This is a genomic window from Spectribacter hydrogenoxidans (assembly GCF_031846275.1).
GTDB classification, from domain to species: Bacteria; Pseudomonadota; Gammaproteobacteria; order Nevskiales; family Salinisphaeraceae; genus Spectribacter; species Spectribacter hydrogenoxidans.
Genome location: NZ_JAVRIB010000009.1, coordinates 46527 through 65667, shown reverse-complemented (window position 1 = coordinate 65667; position 19141 = coordinate 46527). Strand labels below are relative to the sequence as shown.

The 19141-nt window shown below is 67.6% G+C and carries 20 protein-coding genes; 12 read left to right on the top strand and 8 right to left on the bottom strand.

All coding sequences use genetic code 11. From position 1 onward, the window contains the following. Positions 1-164 precede the first annotated feature (164 nt). Together RM532_RS09885 and RM532_RS09880 are read right to left on the bottom strand one after the other, a co-directional pair. Positions 165-554, bottom strand: a complete 390-nt coding sequence (locus tag RM532_RS09885; protein ID WP_311653160.1) for an MAPEG family protein — start codon at positions 552-554, stop codon at positions 165-167. 42 nt (positions 555-596) lie between these two features. Beyond that, positions 597-1676, bottom strand: coding sequence for a methyltransferase (locus RM532_RS09880; protein ID WP_311653159.1), 1080 nt, complete (start codon positions 1674-1676; stop codon positions 597-599). A 52-nt stretch (positions 1677-1728) separates the two neighbouring features. Between RM532_RS09880 and RM532_RS09875 the strand changes: the two genes are divergently transcribed. The 7 genes from RM532_RS09875 (at position 1729) to RM532_RS09845 (ending at position 8259) form a co-directional block, all read left to right on the top strand. Continuing rightward, the gene (locus RM532_RS09875; RefSeq protein WP_311653158.1) at positions 1729-2046 is read left to right on the top strand and encodes a hypothetical protein; all 318 of its coding nucleotides are present in this window, start codon (positions 1729-1731) and stop codon (positions 2044-2046) included. Positions 2047-2048: 2 nt separating this feature from the next. Then, a complete protein-coding gene (locus RM532_RS09870) occupies positions 2049-2729 on the top strand; it encodes an MOSC domain-containing protein (RefSeq protein ID WP_311653157.1) in 681 nt (226 codons plus the stop codon). A 33-nt stretch (positions 2730-2762) separates the two neighbouring features. Beyond that, complete coding sequence (locus tag RM532_RS09865) at positions 2763-4388, top strand: sensor histidine kinase (protein ID WP_311653156.1); 1626 nt, start codon at positions 2763-2765, stop codon at positions 4386-4388. Next, positions 4385-5056: a response regulator transcription factor gene (locus tag RM532_RS09860; protein WP_311653155.1), complete on the top strand. Its 672-nt coding sequence runs from the start codon at positions 4385-4387 to the stop codon at positions 5054-5056. The genes RM532_RS09865 and RM532_RS09860 overlap by 4 nt, the downstream gene beginning before the upstream one ends. A gap of 150 nt (positions 5057-5206) precedes the next feature. After that, positions 5207-7090 carry a PQQ-dependent methanol/ethanol family dehydrogenase gene (locus RM532_RS09855; RefSeq protein ID WP_311653154.1) on the top strand — a complete coding sequence of 628 codons (1884 nt, stop codon included), beginning with the start codon at positions 5207-5209 and terminating at the stop codon, positions 7088-7090. Positions 7091-7234: 144 nt separating this feature from the next. Next, positions 7235-7822: a pentapeptide repeat-containing protein gene (locus tag RM532_RS09850; RefSeq protein WP_311653153.1), complete on the top strand. Its 588-nt coding sequence runs from the start codon at positions 7235-7237 to the stop codon at positions 7820-7822. Then, positions 7819-8259, top strand: coding sequence for a hypothetical protein (locus RM532_RS09845; protein WP_311653152.1), 441 nt, complete (start codon positions 7819-7821; stop codon positions 8257-8259). The genes RM532_RS09850 and RM532_RS09845 overlap by 4 nt, the downstream gene beginning before the upstream one ends. A gap of 10 nt (positions 8260-8269) precedes the next feature. Here RM532_RS09845 and RM532_RS09840 read toward each other — a convergent pair whose 3' ends face one another. The 5 genes from RM532_RS09840 to RM532_RS09820 are packed head-to-tail and all read right to left on the bottom strand — an operon-like array spanning position 8270 to position 12597. After that, positions 8270-9568 (bottom strand): D-arabinono-1,4-lactone oxidase, encoded by a 1299-nt coding sequence (locus RM532_RS09840; RefSeq protein ID WP_311653151.1) that lies wholly within the window; start codon positions 9566-9568, stop codon positions 8270-8272. 15 nt (positions 9569-9583) lie between these two features. After that, positions 9584-10774, bottom strand: a complete 1191-nt coding sequence (locus tag RM532_RS09835; protein WP_311653150.1) for an alanine racemase — start codon at positions 10772-10774, stop codon at positions 9584-9586. Continuing rightward, complete coding sequence (gene tesB, locus RM532_RS09830) at positions 10758-11648, bottom strand: acyl-CoA thioesterase II (RefSeq protein ID WP_311653149.1); 891 nt, start codon at positions 11646-11648, stop codon at positions 10758-10760. The genes RM532_RS09835 and tesB overlap by 17 nt, the downstream gene beginning before the upstream one ends. A gap of 41 nt (positions 11649-11689) precedes the next feature. Beyond that, positions 11690-12127, bottom strand: coding sequence for a PaaI family thioesterase (locus RM532_RS09825; RefSeq protein ID WP_311653148.1), 438 nt, complete (start codon positions 12125-12127; stop codon positions 11690-11692). After that, positions 12124-12597: a PaaI family thioesterase gene (locus tag RM532_RS09820; protein WP_311653147.1), complete on the bottom strand. Its 474-nt coding sequence runs from the start codon at positions 12595-12597 to the stop codon at positions 12124-12126. Before RM532_RS09820 ends, RM532_RS09825 begins: the two co-directional genes overlap by 4 nt. 135 nt (positions 12598-12732) lie before the next feature. Between RM532_RS09820 and RM532_RS09815 the strand changes: the two genes are divergently transcribed. After that, complete coding sequence (locus tag RM532_RS09815) at positions 12733-13542, top strand: crotonase/enoyl-CoA hydratase family protein (RefSeq protein ID WP_311653146.1); 810 nt, start codon at positions 12733-12735, stop codon at positions 13540-13542. Then, a complete protein-coding gene (locus RM532_RS09810; protein WP_311653145.1) occupies positions 13539-14153 on the top strand; it encodes an LON peptidase substrate-binding domain-containing protein in 615 nt (204 codons plus the stop codon). The genes RM532_RS09815 and RM532_RS09810 overlap by 4 nt, the downstream gene beginning before the upstream one ends. A gap of 12 nt (positions 14154-14165) precedes the next feature. Here the strand turns inward: RM532_RS09810 and pmbA are convergent, their stop codons facing one another. Continuing rightward, positions 14166-15524 carry a metalloprotease PmbA gene (pmbA, locus tag RM532_RS09805; protein ID WP_311653144.1) on the bottom strand — a complete coding sequence of 453 codons (1359 nt, stop codon included), beginning with the start codon at positions 15522-15524 and terminating at the stop codon, positions 14166-14168. 54 nt (positions 15525-15578) lie between these two features. On the opposite strand from pmbA, the gene RM532_RS09800 reads away from it, so the two are divergent. Genes RM532_RS09800 through RM532_RS09790 form a run of 3 tightly spaced genes read left to right on the top strand, consistent with a single transcriptional unit; the run spans position 15579 to position 18896 of the window. Further along, complete coding sequence (locus RM532_RS09800; protein ID WP_311653143.1) at positions 15579-17030, top strand: HAMP domain-containing sensor histidine kinase; 1452 nt, start codon at positions 15579-15581, stop codon at positions 17028-17030. Next, the gene (locus RM532_RS09795) at positions 17027-17527 is read left to right on the top strand and encodes a hypothetical protein (RefSeq protein WP_311653142.1); all 501 of its coding nucleotides are present in this window, start codon (positions 17027-17029) and stop codon (positions 17525-17527) included. Before RM532_RS09800 ends, RM532_RS09795 begins: the two co-directional genes overlap by 4 nt. Positions 17528-17537: 10 nt before the next feature. Then, the gene (locus tag RM532_RS09790; protein ID WP_311653141.1) at positions 17538-18896 is read left to right on the top strand and encodes a sigma 54-interacting transcriptional regulator; all 1359 of its coding nucleotides are present in this window, start codon (positions 17538-17540) and stop codon (positions 18894-18896) included. The last annotated feature ends 245 nt before the right edge of the window (positions 18897-19141 follow it).

The window sequence follows — 19141 nt, the reverse complement described above, 5'->3', positions numbered from 1 at the left end:
GGCCGGCACTGGCTTAGCGGCTGCTACTGGTCAGCGGGGGCATGCAGCGCAGCGGCGAGGCCCGCCACCTGCGCGCCAAGCGCCTGGAGGACCACAGCCCTCTGCTCGGCCGATTGATCACTCGATCCCGGGGCTTCCATTAAAGTCCCGGGATCGAAACGCGATTAGAAGAGCTGAAGCGCTATCATGCCGATACCGATAAGCCCGCCAAACCAGGCCACGGTTCGCAGGGTATGCACGCCGAAGAAATAGATTGGCAGATAGGCTACCCGCGACCAGAAATACACCCAGGCACCCAGCGCCGTGGTGGCATTGGCATCGCCGGTGACCTGGACCAGCACCAGCAGCGGCAGAGCCCAGATCGCGGTTTCCTTGAAATTGTCATTGGCTCGCCAGGCCCGGTTGAGAAAGACGTTATCCGATTTCGGCAGGTTGTCCCGCGCGCCCAGCAGCGGCATCAACCCATAGACCGGAATATTGCACATCGCCATCACGAGAATGTGCACAAGACCGAGACCGATAGTGAACAGAAAGACAGTGGTTTCGACGGTCATTGCAGTTCCCTCCTCTTGTTATCCCGGAAGTATAGCCAGCAATCAGAGGCGCTCGAACACGTAGATGCAGGGCCACACGCCACTCATCTGGATCAGCCGCCGTCGCCGCAGGCGAAAGCCCCCGGCGGCCCGCTGGCCACGGTTGACCGCCCCGCCGCGGTCCGCGAGAAACACCAGCCGTTGTCCCGGCGCCAGCCGGTCGGCCGCCAGCTCGAACAGGCGCCGATAGAAATCCGGAAACTTCATGCCGCGGCCCAGCTTGCGACCGAAGGGCGGATTGGTGACCACGGCGTCGAAAGCGCCAAGATCATCCAGCCCGGCAAGACTGTCGCGGCACTCGACCCACCCCCGGCCGCCCAGACCCGCTTGCGCCAGATTGGCTTCGGCCCCGGCCGCGGCCCGCTCGTTCCAGTCGCAGCCAACCACTTCGATCCCCGGGGCCAGGTCACCGGCTTCCAGGAGGATGGTGCCGGAGCCGCAGAAGGGGTCGAGCACCCGGCCGGTGCTGTCCTCCTCGATGCCGGCCATGCGCAGGGCCGCGTAGGCAATGTTGGCACGCAGGCCGGTGGGATGGGTCTCGACACGGGGGTGCCGATTGGACAGCGCCTGGTGCGGAAGCACGACATCCACGATGCAGCGCGACTCGATCACGTCCACATGTACCGCCGCGTCATAACCGGTCAGGTCCACCGGCACCTGCCAGGTGCGGTTGATCGCCGCGCCCACGGCACGCATCACGTCCTCGCTGGTGAACCGCTGGTCGCCGCGCCGGATGCAACTCGCCCGGAAGCTGGCGGCGGTGGCCAGTTCGGGCAGGTCCAGTTGCGCGACCCGGGCCGCAATCGCCGCCAGAGGATCGGGCCCGTCCGGCAGGTCGAACCGGTCAACCGGCCGGCGCACGTGATGGATGCTGCGCATGCGCGGGGCTACCGCAGCCATCACGACACCATCGGCGCCGGCCAGCACCCGACCGCGGACGCCGCTCCGGCGGGCATCGAAGCCACCGGCCGGGGCGCCGGCGGCATAACAGCGCTGGCGAAATTCGGCGATCACCACCTTCTCCAGACCCGGATTGGTGGTAAACACACGCTGACAGCCGGTTACCTCGAGGGTGTCGGTCATGCCGCCAGCTTAACCGCTGGCCAACCGGCCGGGTCCGCGTCAGGATTAGATCATGGTCGAGCCCGATTGCTGCCAGCTCTGCGAACGCCGGGAGGTGCGGCTGACGCGCCACCACCTGATCCCGCGCCGTACCCATCGGCTCAAGCGAATTCGCCGCCGCTTCTCGCGCAACGAACGCCAGCAGCGCATTCTTTTCCTGTGCCGCCCCTGCCACAAGCAGATCCACGCCGTACTCGACGAAAAGACGCTGGCCGAGCGCTATCATGACCGTGACGCCCTGCTCGGCCATCCGGACATCGCCCGCTTCGTGGCCTGGATCGCCGACAAGCCGGGCGGCATCAACCCCCAGACCCATCGCCCCCGGAGATAGCCATGGCTCATGATGCCGCTTCCATCGAAACCCTGGGCCTGTTCGTCGGCGACCTGCGTCAGCTTCCCGGCGTCGGATCGCTCACCGGCATGTTCAAGCAGCGCGCCGACGCGCCCGTCGTCCTGGCGGCCGAAGGCCTGGCTGGCGACCGCCAGGCCGACCGCACCCACCACGGCGGCCCCGAGCGCGCACTCAATCACTATCCCGCCGAGCACTATGACCACTGGCGGCAGGAATACCCGGATCTGGCCGACCAGTTCGAACCCAGCCTGCTGGGCGAGAACCTCAGCACCTGCGGCATGACCGAGACCGATGTCCACGCCGGGGATGTCTTCCGCCTGGGCACCGCCTGCATCGTCATTACCCAGCCGCGCTACCCCTGCTACAAGATCGCCAGGCGCACCGGTATCCGCAACTTCGCTCAGGTGGTGGCGCAGACCGGCCGTTCGGGCTGGCTGTACCGGGTGGCCGAGCCGGGTGAGGTGGCACCGGATGACGTGCCGACCCGGATCGAGGCGGCCGGGCACGGATTCACCCTCGCCCGGTTATGGTCGGTGCGAAACGACCCGGCGCCCGATCTCGACGAGATGGCCGCGCTTGCCGAGCTGCCGCCACTGGCGGAAAGCTGGCGGCAGGCCTACCGAAGCCGGCGGGAATACCTGCTTCAGCGGCGCGCGGACTAGATCCGGAAATTCAAAAAGGGGAAGTCTGCCTTATTGATCTCGGGCCGGAAGCGGGTCTTCATAGGCCGCAGCATTCAGGATCGCCCCCACCCTATCCGACCCCGAAACTCCCACCCGCGCGCCGATACCCGCCACTGGCCGATCCGCGGCCTGAACGGCCTGCTGATCATCACACTGGCCATCACCGGCATCGCCCTCGCCTGCGGGGGCGCCGTCACCGCGATCGGCTGGCAGCAGGCGCAGTTTCTGTTGCGGAGGGGCGGCCATGCTCACGAGCAGCTGGAACTGCTGGCTCGGGTAGCAGGCGGCATCGACCGTTACATGGCCTCGCTGGCTGCCCCCGGTATCGACGCGCAGGCCCAGCGAGACGCGATGGAACTGCTGACAGCCTGGCGTCAGTCCGTTGGCGCCGAATTGGCGCTGCTCGAGCCTGCGGCCCGCGCTGACGAGCGCGGCGAACTCGATCAGATCGCCGCCATCGAGGCGCTGCTCACCCGCGCCGAGGAGGTACTACTGAGCCGCCGCGAACCGCTCTGGGTCACCCGTGAACACATCGAGCGACTACTCGACCAGGCAATCCGTGACGAACGCGCTGAAGTCCAGGCCAATGCCCGTCAGATGGCCGACACTGCGCGGGAAGCCACCCTGCTGGCCGTGGGCCTGCCCCTGCTGGTACTGGCGCTGGCGGCCGCGGTGAATCTGGGCCTGGTCGGTGCGATGCGATCACGCCTGCGCCGGCTGATGCACGGGGCCGCGCTGGTCGGCGGCGGCCGGCTCGACTATCGCCTGCAGGACCACACCCGCGACGACATCGGCCTGCTCGCCGCCATGTTCGACCGCATGGCCGCCCGCCTTCAGCGCGACCGGCACCGGCTGGACAGCCTGCGCGTGGATCTGGCCAACCAGGTCGCGGCGCGCACCGCCGAACTGGAACAGCGCAATCGCCGGCTGCAGGCCGTCGACAACCGGCGCGAGCAGTTCTTTAGCGAGATTTCCCACGAACTGCGCACGCCGCTGACCGCCCTGCGCGGCGAGGCGGACATGGCCCTGCGCCAGCGCGCGCCGGATACCGGGCAACTACGGGCCGCTCTGCAGCAGATCGTGGGGCTGGCCGACAGCCTGTCCCATGCCATCGAGGATCTCGTGGCCCTGGCCCGCTCGCGCAGCCGCGAACTGGCCTTCGTGCGCGAGGATCTGCAACTGGGGAAGATCGTCAGCCGTGCCGCGGCCGCAGCCGGCGCGCTCGGCCGGCCACGCGGCATCCGCGTGATCTACCTGGCGCCCGGTCACGCCGTGACACTGCGCGGCGACGGCCAGCGCCTTCAGCAGGCACTGCTGACCCTGCTCGATAATGCCATCAAGCACTCGCCGGACGAGTGCTGCGTCCACATCGAACTGGATCACGACCTGCCGACCGGTAGCGGCATCATCACCGTCACCGACCAGGGACCGGGCATGGCACCGGCCGAGCGCGAGCGGGCTTTCGACGGCTTCGCCCGTGGCGGCGACACCGGCGGTCTCGGCCTGGGGCTAACCATCGCCCGGCGCATCGCCCAGGACCACGGGGGCACCATCGAACTTGGCGCCGGCCCCGGCGGGCGCGGCACCCGGGCGGTACTGGTGCTGCCGCTGGCCGCAGCCGAGGTAGCCGCGCCATGAATCTGCTGATCGTCGAGGATGACCCACGGGTGTCGGACATGCTGCGGCGCGGCTTGGCCGCAGAGGGGTTCACGCCCGACACCGCCGAAAGCGGGGCCGCCGCCCTGGCCCGTCTGGGCAATGTGGACTATGACCTGATCATCCTGGATCTGCGCCTGCCAGACCTCGATGGGGTGCGGCTTTGCCAGCAGATCCGTGACGACGGCGACGTCACCCCGATTCTCATGCTCACCGCCCGTGACCGGGTGGACGACCGCGTGGCCGGGCTGCGCGCGGGTGCCGACGACTACCTGACCAAGCCCTTTGCATTCGAGGAATTGCTGGCCCGCCTGGAGGCGATCAACAGGCGCCGGCGGGGACACCCGGCCGAACAATGCCTGCGGGTCGGGCAACTCACGCTGACCCCGGACATGCACGAAGCTCGCTGTGGCAATCAAACCATCGTGCTGAGCGCCCGAGAGTTCGCGCTGCTGCACTGCCTGATGGCCGGCGCGCCGCGAGTGCTATCGCGCACCCGCCTGCTGGAGCGGGTCTGGGGCCCAGACGCCGACGTCACCTTCAATACGGTCGACGTCTACATCGGTTACCTGCGCCGCAAGCTCGGCCAGTGTGACGCCCCGCCCCGGCTGGAGACCGTGCGCGGCGTGGGGTATCGGCTGGTGGCGTGAGGCGCTGACTCACTCTCAGCGTTTTCCCATCTTTCTCTCAAGTCTTTCTCAGGGTTGCTGCCCCAGTGTGGCTGGCAAGGCGTTCACAAAACCATAGCCACAAGCGCCGCGCGGGAGTCCATACAACGCGTTCCACGAGGAGACCGATTCATGCGACAGCAATCCACGACGCCAAGGCGTCGCAACACGGCCCTGGCCCTGGCGGCCGGCATGGCCGTCAGTTCCGCGCCGGCCCTGGCCGCCGACGTCAGCTGGGAGGACATTGTCAACGATGCCCAGACCCCGGAAAACATCCTGATGTACGGGTTCGGGCCGGACGCCCAGCGATACAGCCCGTTGAACGATATCAACGTCAAGAACGTCGAGCGGCTACGGCCGGCGTGGCAGTTTTCCTTCGGCGACGAGAAGCAGCGCGGGCAGGAAACCCAGCCGCTGATTCACGACGGCGTGGCCTACATCACTGCCTCCTACTCCCGCATTTTCGCGCTGGACGTGGAAAGCGGCGAGAAGCTGTGGGAGTACGCCCACCGTCTGCCCGAGAACATCCGCCCCTGCTGCGACGTGGTCAACCGCGGTGCCGCGATCTACGGCGACAAGGTGTTCTTCGGCACCCTGGATGCGGCGATCGTGGCGCTGAACAAGGACACCGGCGAGGTCGTCTGGCAGGAGAAGTTCGCCGATCACGAAGCCGGCTACACCATGACCGGCGCGCCCACCATCATCAAGGACCAGGAAACCGGCAAGGTGATGCTGATCCACGGCAGCTCCGGTGACGAATTCGGGGTACTGGGCAAGCTCTACGCCCGCAACCCGGACACCGGCGAGGAAATCTGGATGCGGCCGCTGGTGGAGGGCCACATGGGCCGCCTGGACGGCGAGGAAAGCACGCCAACCGGCGACCCGGCCGCCCCATCCTGGCCAGACGGTGACTACAAGGGCACGGGCAAGGCCGAATCCTGGAGCCATGGAGGCGGCGCCCCTTGGCAGAGTGCGTCGTTCGACGTGGCCACCAACACCATCATCATCGGAGCCGGCAATCCGGCGCCGTGGAACACCTGGAAGCGCACCGGTGAGACCGGCGACCCGCAGGACTACGACAGCCTTTACACCTCGGGCCAGGCCTACGTGGACCCGAGCAACGGCGAACTGGTGGGCTTCTACCAGCACACCCCGAACGATGCCTGGGACTTCTCCGGCAACAACGAGATCATCCTCTTCGACATGAAGAAGGACGGCAAGACCGTTCGCGCCGGGGCCCATGCCGACCGCAACGGGTTTTTCTATGTCACCGACATCAACGATCTGGCGGATCGGGATGACGACATCATCAACGACGGCACCGCGGTAATCGCCGGTTACCCGTTCGTCGACAAAATCACCTGGGCCGAGGGCATCGACGAGAAGACCGGCCGCCCGATCGAAGTGGCCGGCCAGCGTCCGCCCAAGCCCGCCGAGGGCAAGGATCGCGGCGAGTCCATCCAGGTGACCCCGCCGTTCCTGGGTGGCAAGAACTGGAACCCGATGTCCTACAGCCCGGATACCGGCCTGTTCTACATCCCCGCCAACAACTGGACCGAGGACTACTGGACCGAAAACGTCACCTACAAGAAGGGCGCCGCCTATCTCGGCCAGGGCTTCCGCATCAAGAAGCTGTACGACGACCACGTGGGTACCCTGCGGGCGATGGACCCGACCAGCGGCGAGATCGTGTGGGAACACAACGAGAAGCTGCCGCTGTGGGCCGGCACCATGGCTACCGCCGGCAACCTGGTTTTCACCGGCACCAGCGACGGCTTCTTCAAGGCCTTCAACGCCAAGACGGGCAAGGAGCTGTGGAAGTTCCAGACCGGCTCCGGCGTGGTCGGCTGCCCCATTACCTGGACGCATGACGGCGACCAGTACGTAGGCATTGCCACCGGTTACGGCGGCGCCGTGCCGCTATGGGGTGGTGACCTGGCCAACCTGACCAAGCCGGTATCCCAGGGCGGCTCGTTCATCGCCTTCAAGATTCCGGACTTCGCCGCCCAGAACTAGAGGTCAACCGGAAAACCGTTACTTCAAAAACAACCTGACGCTTTCCTTTCAGAGTGCCGGGCCGAATCCGTGGTGTCTTAGTCTCCAAATCTCCACTAAGTCGCTCCGCCACGGATTCGGCCCTCTTTTTTTCAGGAATCCATCATGCGAAAGCCCGCAATTCTCCTCATGGCGCTATGCCTGGCGACGGCCGGGCAGAGTCTCGCCGCCGGCGAGACCGCCGATGACGCGCCGGCCAGAACCATTGGCGACTGCCGCATCGAAGCCGGCGCCGACTGCCGGAACGCCGATCTGCGTCACGCCGATCTGGAGAATGCCGACCTGTCCGGTGCCAATCTCGCCGGGGCCAACCTGGCCCGGGCCGATCTCGAGCACGCGAACCTGCGCGGCACCAATCTTCGCGGCGCCAATCTGGAAGCCGCCGTTCTGGTCACCGCCTTCCTGCAGGGGGCCGATCTGACCGACGCCAACCTGCGCGGCGCCAACCTGAACTTCGCGCGGCTGTCCGGTGCCACCCTGTCAGGCGCCAACCTCACGGCCGCCAATCTCGAGATGGCCTGGCTGCCCAAGGCCCAGCTCGACGGGGCGCGGCTGGTCAATGCCAATCTTCAGGAAGCCAAGCTGTCGCTGGCCAATCTGGCCGGTGCCGACATGACCGGCGCGCGCTATCCCTACGCCATCTTCCAGGGCACTCACATGGAAGACTGTACCGCCTGTCCGTTCGACTGGTGACCGTCCGCCAGCGCTTCGCCGGTCTGCTTGCCGTAGTCGCCGTGCTCGCCGCATCGGGCGTACTCGCGGCTGACCCGGCGCTCGGCGACAAGGCCGCCGCGGCGCTTCGCTCCTGCCGGGCGCAAACCGGGGACAACGACCGGCTGGCCTGCTACGACCGCGCAGTTGACCGGCACCTGTCATTCGATTTCGCCGGCCACGGTCGCGAAAGCACCGCCGTCTTCACCAGTCCGGGACCATTCCGGGTGCGTTACCGCAACGAGGACGTGATCTTCGTGATCTACATCTACCGCACCAGCGGTAAGCTGGTTCGCTCCTACGGCACCGGCCCCGGCGAGGGTCATCTCGACGTGGACACCAGCGGTGAGTTCTATATCGAAGTGAAGGCCACCGGCACCTGGAAACTCTGGGTCACGCCGCTGCCGGCACGCGGCTGAGCCGCGCGGATCAACCGCTGCCAACCAGCACCCGGTACAAATGCGGATTCAGGAACACCCCATCCGGATCCAGCCGCTTGCGAACCGCTTCGAAATCTCGCCATGCCGGATAGCGAGATGCCAGACGCCCGGCATCCTCGTCATGCCACTTGCCCCAGTGCGGCCGGCCACCGTGATCCCGGAAAATCTCGCCCAGCGCGGTGAAGTAATCGGTGAACGGCATGCGGGCATGCACATGGGCGGCGATATAGGCCGAATCCCGACCGTAAGCCGGCGATAGCGGAACATCATCAGCCGCGGCATCGCGGATCTCCAGCGGGAAATTGGTGGCAAAGCGATCGCGTTCGATCACCGTGCGGATTGCCCGCAGTACCTCGGGCAATGCCGCCCGCGGCAGGCTGTATTCGGTTTCATTGAAGCGCACCAGCCGGGCGGTAGCATAGGCGGCATGGGCCGGCGCGATCTGGTCATGACGGGGCACCCCGGCGGCGGCGATACGGTTCAGGCGCGGGCAGCTCGCCGGCCGGGCACGGGCGAGTCGCGAAAGCACCCAGAGGCCGCCGTTCTCCACCAGCAGGTCCTGCCAGCGTCGCCAGCGACCACCGCCGCGGGGCGACTCGCGGGTTTCGTCCATGGTCTTGAGCTGGACTGTGTCGGTATAGGGAAACCAGTAGTACTCCACGTTGCGGTGGGTGGCCCGCCGTGCCTCGAGGCCCGCAAGCATGTCGTCCCAGCCGATCCGCCCGCTGCGGTAGTGCAAGCGGTAGGTAGGGACACAGGCCAGTTCCACCTCGGTGACCACGCCAAGAGCGCCGAGATGAATGCGGCCGGCGTGAAAAATGTCGGCATGATTATCCGCGCTGCACCAGCGAGCCTGCCCGTCGGCACCAACCAAGCGCATGCCGGTCACCTGGGTCGCCAGATTGCCGAATGCCACGCCGGTGCCATGGGTGCCGGTGGCCAGCGCTCCGGCCAGACACTGCACATCGATGTCGCCGAGATTGGGCATGGCCAGCCCATGGTCGTGAAGTGCCGCCCCGAGTTCGCCCAGGCGGGTACCGGCCCCGACCCGCACGCGACCGGTCGCCTGATCCACCAACCGCAGCCCGGTAAAGCGGGACACAGAGACCTGCACCCCATCGGTCGCGCAAAGCGGGGTGAACGAGTGGCCCGCCCCGACCGGCCGCACGCATTCGCCTGCCTCACGAGCCGCCAGGATGATGGCTGCCAGTTCCGCCTCATCGGCCGGGATCGCAAGCCGGCGCGGGGTGCAGACAATGACGCCGGACCAATTGCGCCATCGCGACACGTCAGTCGGCCATCGTCACAGGAAACACTGCCCGGCCCCGCGATAGGTCGGCACCTCGTCCACCACCCTGCCGCCCTGAATCAGCAGCAGGCGATCGAAACGCTCGCACAGCTCACCGGCCTTGGCGTGTCGGAACAGCACCGGTTCGCCGATGGCCGGCACCGCATCCGGCGCGAAGAACACCGGCGTCTGCACCTCGCCGCCGCCTTCCAGCGGCGACAATCGGCCGCCGGCCGGCCACCAGGGCTGCGGCGCCGGCCGTTCGCCGCCGGAGGCGGGATAGCCACCGCCCAGGCAGGTGGCGACCCCCGGTGCCGGATGACGGACCACCGGAAGCGCGAAGCCGGCTGCCGGGCAATGACGAAACCCCCGGTAGCCGTCAAACAACCACGGATTGAACAACCCGGAACCGGCCGTGACTTCCGTCACCCCGTCCGCCGTGGACGATGCCTCGAGGCAGCCGGTGCCGCCGGCGTTGACCATCGCCGGCAGCAGGTCTTCACGCGCGAGGGCCGCCAGCAGGGCGCCGCGCCGCCGTGCAATGACCCGGCGCGACAGCTGCTTGAGCCGGCGGACAACCACATTTCTCGCCCGGCTCCCGGCAGCCGCATCCGGCACCCCGGCCAGCTGCGCCTCGTAACCCATCAGGCCGGCCAGATGCAGATGCGGGTGATCGGCGACGGCCTGTGCCAGCGCCAGCAGATCCGCCGGCTGACGGAGCGGCGAGCGCCAAACGCCGAAATTCAGTCCGGGCAGCCGCAGCGAGCAGTCGAATTCCACCGAGACCGGCAACACCACCCCGACGCGGGCCGCGATCGCTGCCAGACGATCCAGATGTGCGGCATCGTCGACCGTCAGGCAGAGCCGCCTGCCCGCCGCGAGGTGGTCGCAGACTGCGGCGATGGCGACATCATCGGTGGTCGGATAGGCCACCAGCAGATCGTCGAAGCCCCGCCCGGCCAGCCAGGCGGCTTCCGCGGCGGTGAAGCACATCAGGCCCCGGTAGCGGGGATGGCTGTCCAGAACGCGCCGCAGCAGCAACTCGCAGCGCACGGACTTGCTGGCCACCCGGATCGGGCGGTTGCCGGCGCGGGTCAGCAGGGCGGCCGCATTGGCGTCAAACGCGTCAAGATCGACAAAGGCGGCCGGCAGGCGCTGTCCGGTCAGCGCCCGGCGAAGATCATCGGGCTCACTCGCGCTTGCCATCGATACGGCGCATCAGATTTTCCTGCGCCACGGAGGCCACCAGATCGCCGTCGCGACTGAATATGCGCCCGAAAGTCAGCCCGCGTGCCCCGCTGGCAGCCGGGCTGTCCATGTCGTAGAGCAGCCAGTCGTCCACCCGCGGCGTGCGGTGGAACCACAGCGCGTGGTCGATGCTGGCCACCACCATGTCCGGCTGCAGAAACGACATGCGGTGCGGCAGCAGCGCGGTGGTCAGCAGATTGTAGTCAGAGGCATAGGCCAGCATGCAGCGATGCAGCACCGGTTCCGCCGGCAGCGGCCCGGCGGCCTTGAACCAGATCTGCTGCTGCGGTTCGCGCGCGTCCGGATCCAGCCCGTTCCAGGGATTGACCGGCCGGAATTCCAGCGCCAGCGGGCGCGTCAGGGCCCACTGCAGCCGCTCGGGCAGCGGGCCCGCGTCGTCCATCCACTTGCGGCGCAGTTCGGACTGGGGCGCCAGGGATTCCGGCGACGGCACCTCGGGCATGGCGGCCTGATGCGAGGCCCCCTCCTCCGGCTGCTGGAACGAGGCAATCACGGAACAGATCGGCCGGCCGTGCTGGATTGCCTGCACGCGTCGGGCAGCGAAACTGCGGCCGTCGCGCACCCGGTCCACCTCGTAGACAATCGGCGCGTCCATGGCGCCGGGGCGCAGGAAATAGGCGTGCAGCGAGTGGGCGACGCCCTCATCCACCGTCCGGGTGGCGGCCACCAGCGCCTGGCCCAGCACCTGCCCGCCGAACACGCTCTTGCCGCCCAGGTCGCGGGATTCGCCGCGGAAGAGATTGACTTCGATGTTCTCCAGATCGAGCAGGTCGACCAGGTCCTGGAGAACGCGGCTGGGAGTGTCGCTCATGGAATCGGCGGATGGATGACAGATGCCGCCAATTGTAAGCGCTAGTCTTCCTGGAGCAGAAAGTCCGCCCGCGCGAATGCGATTAGCCGCTCGCGCTGGTCCTGCCAGACATCCACCTGCACCTGGGCGATGCGGCTGCCCTGGCGTACCACCCGACCGACGGCGAAGGTATCCCGGGCCCGGCCGGAACGCAGATAATCCACGGTCATGTCGACCACGCGCGGCACGCGTTGCTGGGCCTGCGAGATCAGCACCTCGAACAGGGCCGCGCTCTCCACGAAACCGGCGATTGCGCCGCCGTGCAGGGCCGGCAGCCGGGCGTTGCCGATCAGGTCCTCGCGGTACGGCAACCGGAAGATGCGGGCGCCGTCGGCATCCTGCTCGATGCGCAGGTCCAGGTAGGCGGCGTAAGGCACCGCAGCCACCAGCGCCCGCGGGTCGTCCGGCATGATGGCGGCATTCGGCGGCGGCGTATTCATTCCTCCGCGGCCTCGGCGGCGACCGCCGACGCCCGACCGGTACGCATGAACGTGGCGGTGCAGCGGGCGGTGGGACGCGCCGGGTTCCCCTGATGCATCCGCACGCCGGCGAACACGATCCGCCGGGTGATGTGGTCGCACACGCCGTCGGCAAACAGCGGCTGATCGGCCAGGGCCGGGCGCAGGTAATCCATGCGCAGGTCCAGCGTGGCGATCGAGCCGGGTTCCGGCAATCCCAGGAACACCGCGAGGCCGGCGGTGGCATCGGCCAGCGAGATCGCCGGGCCGGTGTGCCAGAGACCGGCGGCGACGTCGCCGAGAAACTCGGGCCGGTAGTCCAGCCTGGTCCGGGCAGTGCCGGGCCCGGTATCCACCACCGACATCCCCAGGGCGGTGTTGTGGGGAATCGCGCGCATGAAGCCATCCGCAATACGCTGGCGCTGCTGCAGTCGGGGGTCGGTATCGTTCACCGGCGCAGACGTTAGCCGCGCGCCGCGGCTCTGTCCAGTCGCCACCGGGGACGGCTGGCCGGCCGGATATGGCACCCTATCAGGCTGCGAGCCGCCCACGGTGGGCCGCAATCCCTGTTACATCGGAGAAACGACATGAGCGACCGCGTGATCACCCACGTGGAAAACGGCATTGCCGAGGTCTGCCTGAACCGTCCCGACCGACACAATGCCCTGGACATGGACATGTTCGAGAGCGTGCTAGCTGCCGGCAAGGCGCTGGTGGAACGCCGGGACCTGCGGGCGGTGATCCTGCGCGGCGAAGGCAAGAGCTTCTGTTCGGGCATCGACTATCCCAGCTTCATCGCCGCCGGTATCGACATCCAGCAGGCCCTGTTCGGCATCGAGGATAACGGCGCCAACCGCGCCCAGATGGCGGCGCTGATCTGGCGCAAGATCCCGGTCCCGGTGATCGGCGCAATTCAGGGCGTGGCATTCGGCGGCGGCCTGCAGATTGCGGCGGGCGCGGACATCCGTATTGCCGCACCCGATGCCCGGCTGTCGATCATGGAGGTCAAGTGGGGTCTGATACCGGATATGGGCGCCACCCTCACCCTGGCCAACCAGATCGGCATTGACCGCGCCAAGGAGCTGACCTTCACCGGCCGCATCGTCAACGGCAGCGAAGCCGCCGGGCTGGGCCTGGTGACCCGCACCGACGCCGACCCGCTGGCCGCCGCCCACACGCTGGCCGGAGAGATCGCCGGCCAGTCGCCGGACGCGGTGCGCGGGGCCAAGACCCTGTTCGAGCAGGCCTGGCAGATCGACCGTACGCGCGCCATGTCGCTGGAAGCCGACCTGCAACGCACCATGCTGTCCAGTCGTAATCAGCAGGAGGCAGTGCGCGCCGCAATGGAGAAGCGCACGCCCGAATTCACCGATCCGCCGGAAACCTCTGTTCCATGAGCGATATTGATCCGCACGACTTTCCCGATTTCCCGCTGTTTCCCCTGTCCAGCGTGGTATTCCCGGGCGGCGTGATGCCGTTGCGCATCTTCGAGCCCCGCTACGTGGACATGGTCAGCCTGTGCATGAAGGGCAAGACCGGCTTCGGGGTCTGCGCGCTGGAGCCGGGCTCGGAGGGCAACCAGTCCACCGCACCGCGCTCGGTGGGCACGCTGGTCGAGATCGTGGATTTCGACCGGCTCGAGGACGGCTACCTGGGCATCACCGTGGAAGGCGATCGCCGCTTCGAGGTGCTCGACCGCCGGCAGGCCGACAACGGCCTTTGGTGGGGCACCGTGCGGTTTCTGCAGGAGCGTCGCGACGTGCCCTGCCCGCTGGAATTCGCCGGTCTCAAGCGGGTGGCCGAGGCCCTGTACGACCGGCTCGGCGAGCCCTACGCCAGCCGCCCGCGCGAATACGACTCCGCCGGCTGGCTGTCGTCGCGGCTGACCGAGTTGCTGCCCTTCGACGCGGCCACCAAGCACGCCCTGCTGTCGACGCCAGACCCGGTCGACCGCCTCAAACACATCCAGCCGCTGGTGCGGCTGGATGAAGCCGGCTCGGCCGACTGAATCCATCCGGCCTCACTGGCCGGCAATGGTCAGTTCCCCGATCAGCAGACTGGGGGCGCGGATCGCGCCGCGACAGTCGGGATCGTCACCGGCCGCGACAATCCCCGCGAACATGTCCAGCAGATTGCCGGCGATGGTGACGTTCTGCACCGGATGCACCAGCCGGCCCTGTTCCACCCAGAAACCGGCCGCGCCGCGGGAGTAGTCGCCGGTCATCAGGTTGACGCCCTGTCCCATCAGCTGGGTGACCAGCAGACCGGTATCCATGGTGCGCAGCAGCGCGTCCCGGTCGCCGCTGCCGCCCTCGATGCAGAGATTGAACGCACCACCGGCATTCCCGGTGGTGCGGCGTTCCAGCCGCCGCGCGGCGTAGCTGCCCAATAGATAATCCGCAAGCACGCCGCGGTCGACGATCGGCCGCTCTGTGGTCGCCACGCCCTCGGCGTCGAAGGCGGCGCTGGCCATCGCCCGGCGCAGATGCGGCCGCTGGATCACTGACAGCCAGTCGGGAAACAGGGTGTCACCCAGCCGATCCTTGGCGAACGAAGCGTCCCGGTACAGGGTGCCGCCGCTGATTGCACCTACCAGGTGACCGAACAGCGATCGGGCCAGTTCCGGCGGCAGCAACACCGGCGCCCGGCAGGTGCTCGGCGTGGTGGCGCCCAGGCGCGCCGCGGCTCGCCCCCCGGCAAGCCGGCCGACGTCGGCTACCGGCTCAAGGTCATTGCGGCAGCGGGCACTGCTGCTCCAGGCATCGCGCTGCATCTGCCCGTCGGCGCGGGCGATGACGGTGCAGCCCCAGCCGTGGCGGGTAGCCCGCTCGGCGCCGAAGAAACCGTGCGTGTTGGCGTAGGCCGACACGGTATCGCTGGTTTCCACCGCCGCCCCGTCGGACTGGTGGATGCGCGGATCCGCCGCCAGCGCGGCAGCCTCGCAGGCCAGGGCCAAGTCCCGCGCGTCGGCCACCTCCGGCTCCCAGGGATGTACCAGATCGAGATCAGGGAACTCGCGGGCCAGCGTGTCCGGATCGGCCAGACCGGCCCAGGGATCCTCACCCGTATGCACCGCCATCGCCGCCGCTCTGGCGGTCACCGAGCGGATGCCTTCGTCGCTGAGGTCGGTGGTGGTCGCGGTGGCGCTGCGGCGACCGCGATAGGCGGTGACCGCCAGATCGCGGTCGGCCTGGAATTCCACCGATTCCAGATCACCCTGGCGCACTTCCACGCTCAGCGCCCGGCCCACGGCCAGGCGGGCCTCAGCGCTGTCGGCGCCGGCCGCGCGCAGGGCATCCAGCGCCTGCTCCAGTTGCCGGGCCAGATCGGCCGTGTCGGGCAGGGCCGGTTCGGCCACCGCTTGCGGGGTGTGGCTCAAGCAACTCTCCTGGGTCTCGGGATGGATCGGGATAAACCGTTATGCTGACGCCTTATGCCGCGCCGATCCAGCCCCTTTCGCCCCCGTTCCGTGCCTGGCCTGCTGGTGGCCGGGTTCGGCATCGTGGCCCTGCCCCTGCTGCTGGCGCTGGGGGTGGGCGCGGTCTACGTAGACCGCCTGGCCGGCCAGAGCGAGCGCCTGGTCCGCCAGGGGGTGGCCGTCACCCGCCTCAGCCGCCAGGCGCAGGAACGGATCACCGCCATGGAGCGCAGCGCGCGGCAGTTCGCTGTGCTCGGGGATCCGGTGCTGGTGGAGCGTTTCAACGATCACCACGACGCCTTCTCGGCCGCACTGGACGACCTCGGCCGGCTACAGCTGGAGACGATGCCCGGCTGGAACCTGACCGATCTGCGACATGAAGCCGAGCTGGTCCGCCGCGCCCTGCTCGACAGCCAGATCGACGGTGACGCCCTCGATTCCGAGATGTCGCGCTTCCAGACCATGCGCGACCTGGCCCAGGCCATCACCGATCAGGGCAACGTCTTCATCGATCGGGAAGTGGCCCGGATCGAATCCACCGCCGGCGAGGTAGGCCTGTTCCTGCTGCTGTGCACGGTGGCGCTGGTACCGGCGACGGTGGCGCTGGTGATTCTGTTCACCGTGGTCATATCCCGCCCGATCCGCCAGATTCGTGCCGCCATCCAGCGACTGGGCAGCGGTCGGTTCGACCAGCCGGTGGCAATCAGCGCCCCGTCGGCCGAACTGGATGCACTGGGCTACCAGCTCGACCGCATGCGCCAGCGCCTGGGTGAGCTCGAGGGGGAGAAGAATCGCTTCCTCCGCCACATGTCACATGAGCTGAAAACACCACTGGCCAGTATTCGCGAGGGTGTTTCACTACTCGACGACGACAGTCTCGGCGGCTTGGCGCCGCCGCAGCGGGAGGTAGTCGCCATCCTGCTGCGCAACAGCCTGGAACTGACCTCGCTGATAGACAACCTGCTGGATTTCGCCGCCTGGCGCGAACAGCATGCCCAGATCGACGCCACCGAATTCGGTCTGCGGGAATTGGTGGAACAGGTACTCGACCGGCATCGGCTGACGCTGGACAGTCACCGGCTGACCATGACACTGCCCGAGCCCGGTCTGACGCTGAACGCTGATCGTGACCGCTGGCGGCTGATTTTCGATAACCTTCTGACCAACGCAATCAAGTTCTCGCCCGAAGGCGGCCGCATCGACATCGGCGGCCGACGGACACGGCGGGGCATGATCATCGAAGTTACGGATGACGGACCAGGCATTCCGGCAGAGGAGCGCGAGCAGGTGTTCACCCCTTTCTATCAGGCGCACCCCGACCCCGGCCGCCACGTGCGCGGCACCGGTATCGGACTGTCGGTGGTACGCGAAGCAGTGCGCGCGCACGGCGGCGAGATCGAGATTGTCGACCAGGCCGATCGCGGGGCCTGTATGCGCATCCGTCTGCCGCGCGGGAGTGTGGCGTGATGCGCACAATCCGGCCGCTACTTGCCGTCATCGTCGGCACATCGCTGATCGGCTGCGCCGCGCTGCAGCAGCCCCGGACCAACGAACCGCCGCCGCCGGACCTGGTGGCTTACGCCGAACAGCTGGCCGCCGCTGACGCCGACCGACGCCAGACCGCCCTGGCGGAAGCCCGAAAGCAATGGCAGGACCAGCCGGATCCGATGGCGACGGCGCGCCTGGGGCTGGCCGAGGGACAGTGGGGCCACCCCGACGCCGATGCAGCCGCGGCCGCCGACCATATCGAACAGGCGCTCAACGATCCGGAGGCGGACTGGACACCGTCCGTGCGCGGCTTCCTGTCGGTGCGGGCCGCCACCCTGCGACACATCGCGTCACTGGAACAGGCACAGCGCGAGGCCCGGGGTGAGCGAGACGAACTGGCCCGGGCTCTGAATGAGGCCCGCGACAAACTCGATGCCATTACCAATATCGAACGCAACCTGGGTGAAGCGCCTTGAGAGACCCTCGATGACCCGGGCCGCCGCCACCGGACGCATCCTGCTGGTCGATGACGACCCCGGCCTGCGCCGGCTGCTGTCCCTGCGGCTGGAAAGCGATGGCCATGAGGTCGTCACTGCCGAATCGGCCCGGGAAGCGCTGTCACGCCTTACCGGCTTTGCCGCGGACCTGGTGATTACCGACCTGCGAATGGCGGGCATGGACGGCATGGCCCTACTCGGCGAGATCGGCCGCGAACGGCCGGGCCTGCCGGTGATCGTGCTCACGGCCCACGGCACCATTCCGGAGGCAGTCACCGCCACCCAGCAGGGGGCGCTGGATTTCCTTACCAAGCCGGTTGACCGGGCGGCGCTGTCCGAACGCATTCAGCACGCGCTCGGTGCCGGCCGCACGAACCACGATCAGGGCGACGACTGGGCGACCCAGGTGATTACCCGTTCCGCCGAGATGCATTCACTGCTGGGTGAAGCCCGCATGGTGGCGGAAAGCGATGCCGCCGTGCTGATCAACGGCGCCTCGGGTACCGGCAAGGAACTGCTGGCCCGCGCAATCCACGGTGCCAGCCCGCGTGCGGATAAGCCCTTCGTCGCGATCAATTGCGGGGCGATGCCGGAGGCCCTGCTGGAATCCGAACTGTTCGGCCACGAGAAAGGAGCGTTCACCGATGCCAAGACGGCCAAGCCCGGGCTGATCCGCGACGCCCACGGGGGCAGCCTGCTGCTGGACGAGATCGGCGACATGCCGCCCTCGCTGCAAGTGAAACTGCTGCGGGCCCTGCAGGAAGGCGAGGTGCGGCCGGTGGGCGGCAGCCAGTCGGTGGCAGTGGATATCCGGGTGATCTCGGCCACCCACCGCAACCTGCGCGAGGCAATCGCCGCGGGCGACTTCCGCGAGGATCTCTACTACCGGCTGAACGTCGTGACGCTGACGCTGCCGCCGCTGGCGCAGCGCCGCGAGGACATTCCACTGCTGGTGGATCATTTCCTCAAGCAGCTGACCGAAGACAAGGGGCGGCCGCCCAAGGTGTACGCGCCCGACGCCATGGAACTGTTAACGGCCGCCGACTGGCCGGGCAACATCCGCCAGCTGCGCAACATGGTGGAACACAACGTCGCCCTCACACGTGCCCGGGTGATCGGCGCCGACCAGGTGCGACAGGCGCTGGTCCGCGACGGTGGGACAGTGCCCGGCGAGGTTATGCCGCCGCTGAAACAGGCGCGGGAGAGCTTCACCCGTCACTACCTGATCCGGCTGTTGCAGATCACCGGCGGCAACGTCTCCCGCAGCGCCCGGCTGGCACGACGCAATCGGACCGAGTTCTACAAACTGCTGTCGCGCCACGGCATCGATCCCGCCGCGTTCAAGTGAGGTATGTCGCCGCTCGACGACACTTCTTTTTCTTTTTTATCAGTAGCTTGAAATAACGACCAGGATCGCCGTCGCCGGCAGGCAACAGTTTTCGGGGCGCGAGGGCGTCATCCGGCTACCTCGCCAACGAAAAGATTGCCGAGAACTCCCTATATTTCTGTTTTTATTTCAATTTTTTGACCTGGCACGACTAGTGCTCTATCTCTCGCATCGGCGGTAAACCCGTCGATGAGTCCGCCGGATCG

What these genes read in the sequence shown, in the direction of transcription:
- RM532_RS09885 (WP_311653160.1), bottom strand. Translation starts at nt 554, where the DNA reads ATGACCGTCGAAACCACTGTCTTTCTGTTCACTATCGGTCTCGGTCTT.
- RM532_RS09880 (WP_311653159.1), bottom strand. Translation starts at nt 1,676, where the DNA reads ATGACCGACACCCTCGAGGTAACCGGCTGTCAGCGTGTGTTTACCACC.
- RM532_RS09875 (WP_311653158.1), top strand. Translation starts at nt 1,729, where the DNA reads ATGGTCGAGCCCGATTGCTGCCAGCTCTGCGAACGCCGGGAGGTGCGG.
- RM532_RS09870 (WP_311653157.1), top strand. Translation starts at nt 2,049, where the DNA reads ATGGCTCATGATGCCGCTTCCATCGAAACCCTGGGCCTGTTCGTCGGC.
- RM532_RS09860 (WP_311653155.1), top strand. Translation starts at nt 4,385, where the DNA reads ATGAATCTGCTGATCGTCGAGGATGACCCACGGGTGTCGGACATGCTG.
- RM532_RS09855 (WP_311653154.1), top strand. Translation starts at nt 5,207, where the DNA reads ATGCGACAGCAATCCACGACGCCAAGGCGTCGCAACACGGCCCTGGCC.
- RM532_RS09850 (WP_311653153.1), top strand. Translation starts at nt 7,235, where the DNA reads ATGCGAAAGCCCGCAATTCTCCTCATGGCGCTATGCCTGGCGACGGCC.
- RM532_RS09835 (WP_311653150.1), bottom strand. Translation starts at nt 10,774, where the DNA reads ATGGCAAGCGCGAGTGAGCCCGATGATCTTCGCCGGGCGCTGACCGGA.
- tesB (WP_311653149.1), bottom strand. Translation starts at nt 11,648, where the DNA reads ATGAGCGACACTCCCAGCCGCGTTCTCCAGGACCTGGTCGACCTGCTC.
- RM532_RS09825 (WP_311653148.1), bottom strand. Translation starts at nt 12,127, where the DNA reads ATGAATACGCCGCCGCCGAATGCCGCCATCATGCCGGACGACCCGCGG.
- RM532_RS09815 (WP_311653146.1), top strand. Translation starts at nt 12,733, where the DNA reads ATGAGCGACCGCGTGATCACCCACGTGGAAAACGGCATTGCCGAGGTC.
- RM532_RS09810 (WP_311653145.1), top strand. Translation starts at nt 13,539, where the DNA reads ATGAGCGATATTGATCCGCACGACTTTCCCGATTTCCCGCTGTTTCCC.
- RM532_RS09800 (WP_311653143.1), top strand. Translation starts at nt 15,579, where the DNA reads ATGCCGCGCCGATCCAGCCCCTTTCGCCCCCGTTCCGTGCCTGGCCTG.
- RM532_RS09790 (WP_311653141.1), top strand. Translation starts at nt 17,538, where the DNA reads ATGACCCGGGCCGCCGCCACCGGACGCATCCTGCTGGTCGATGACGAC.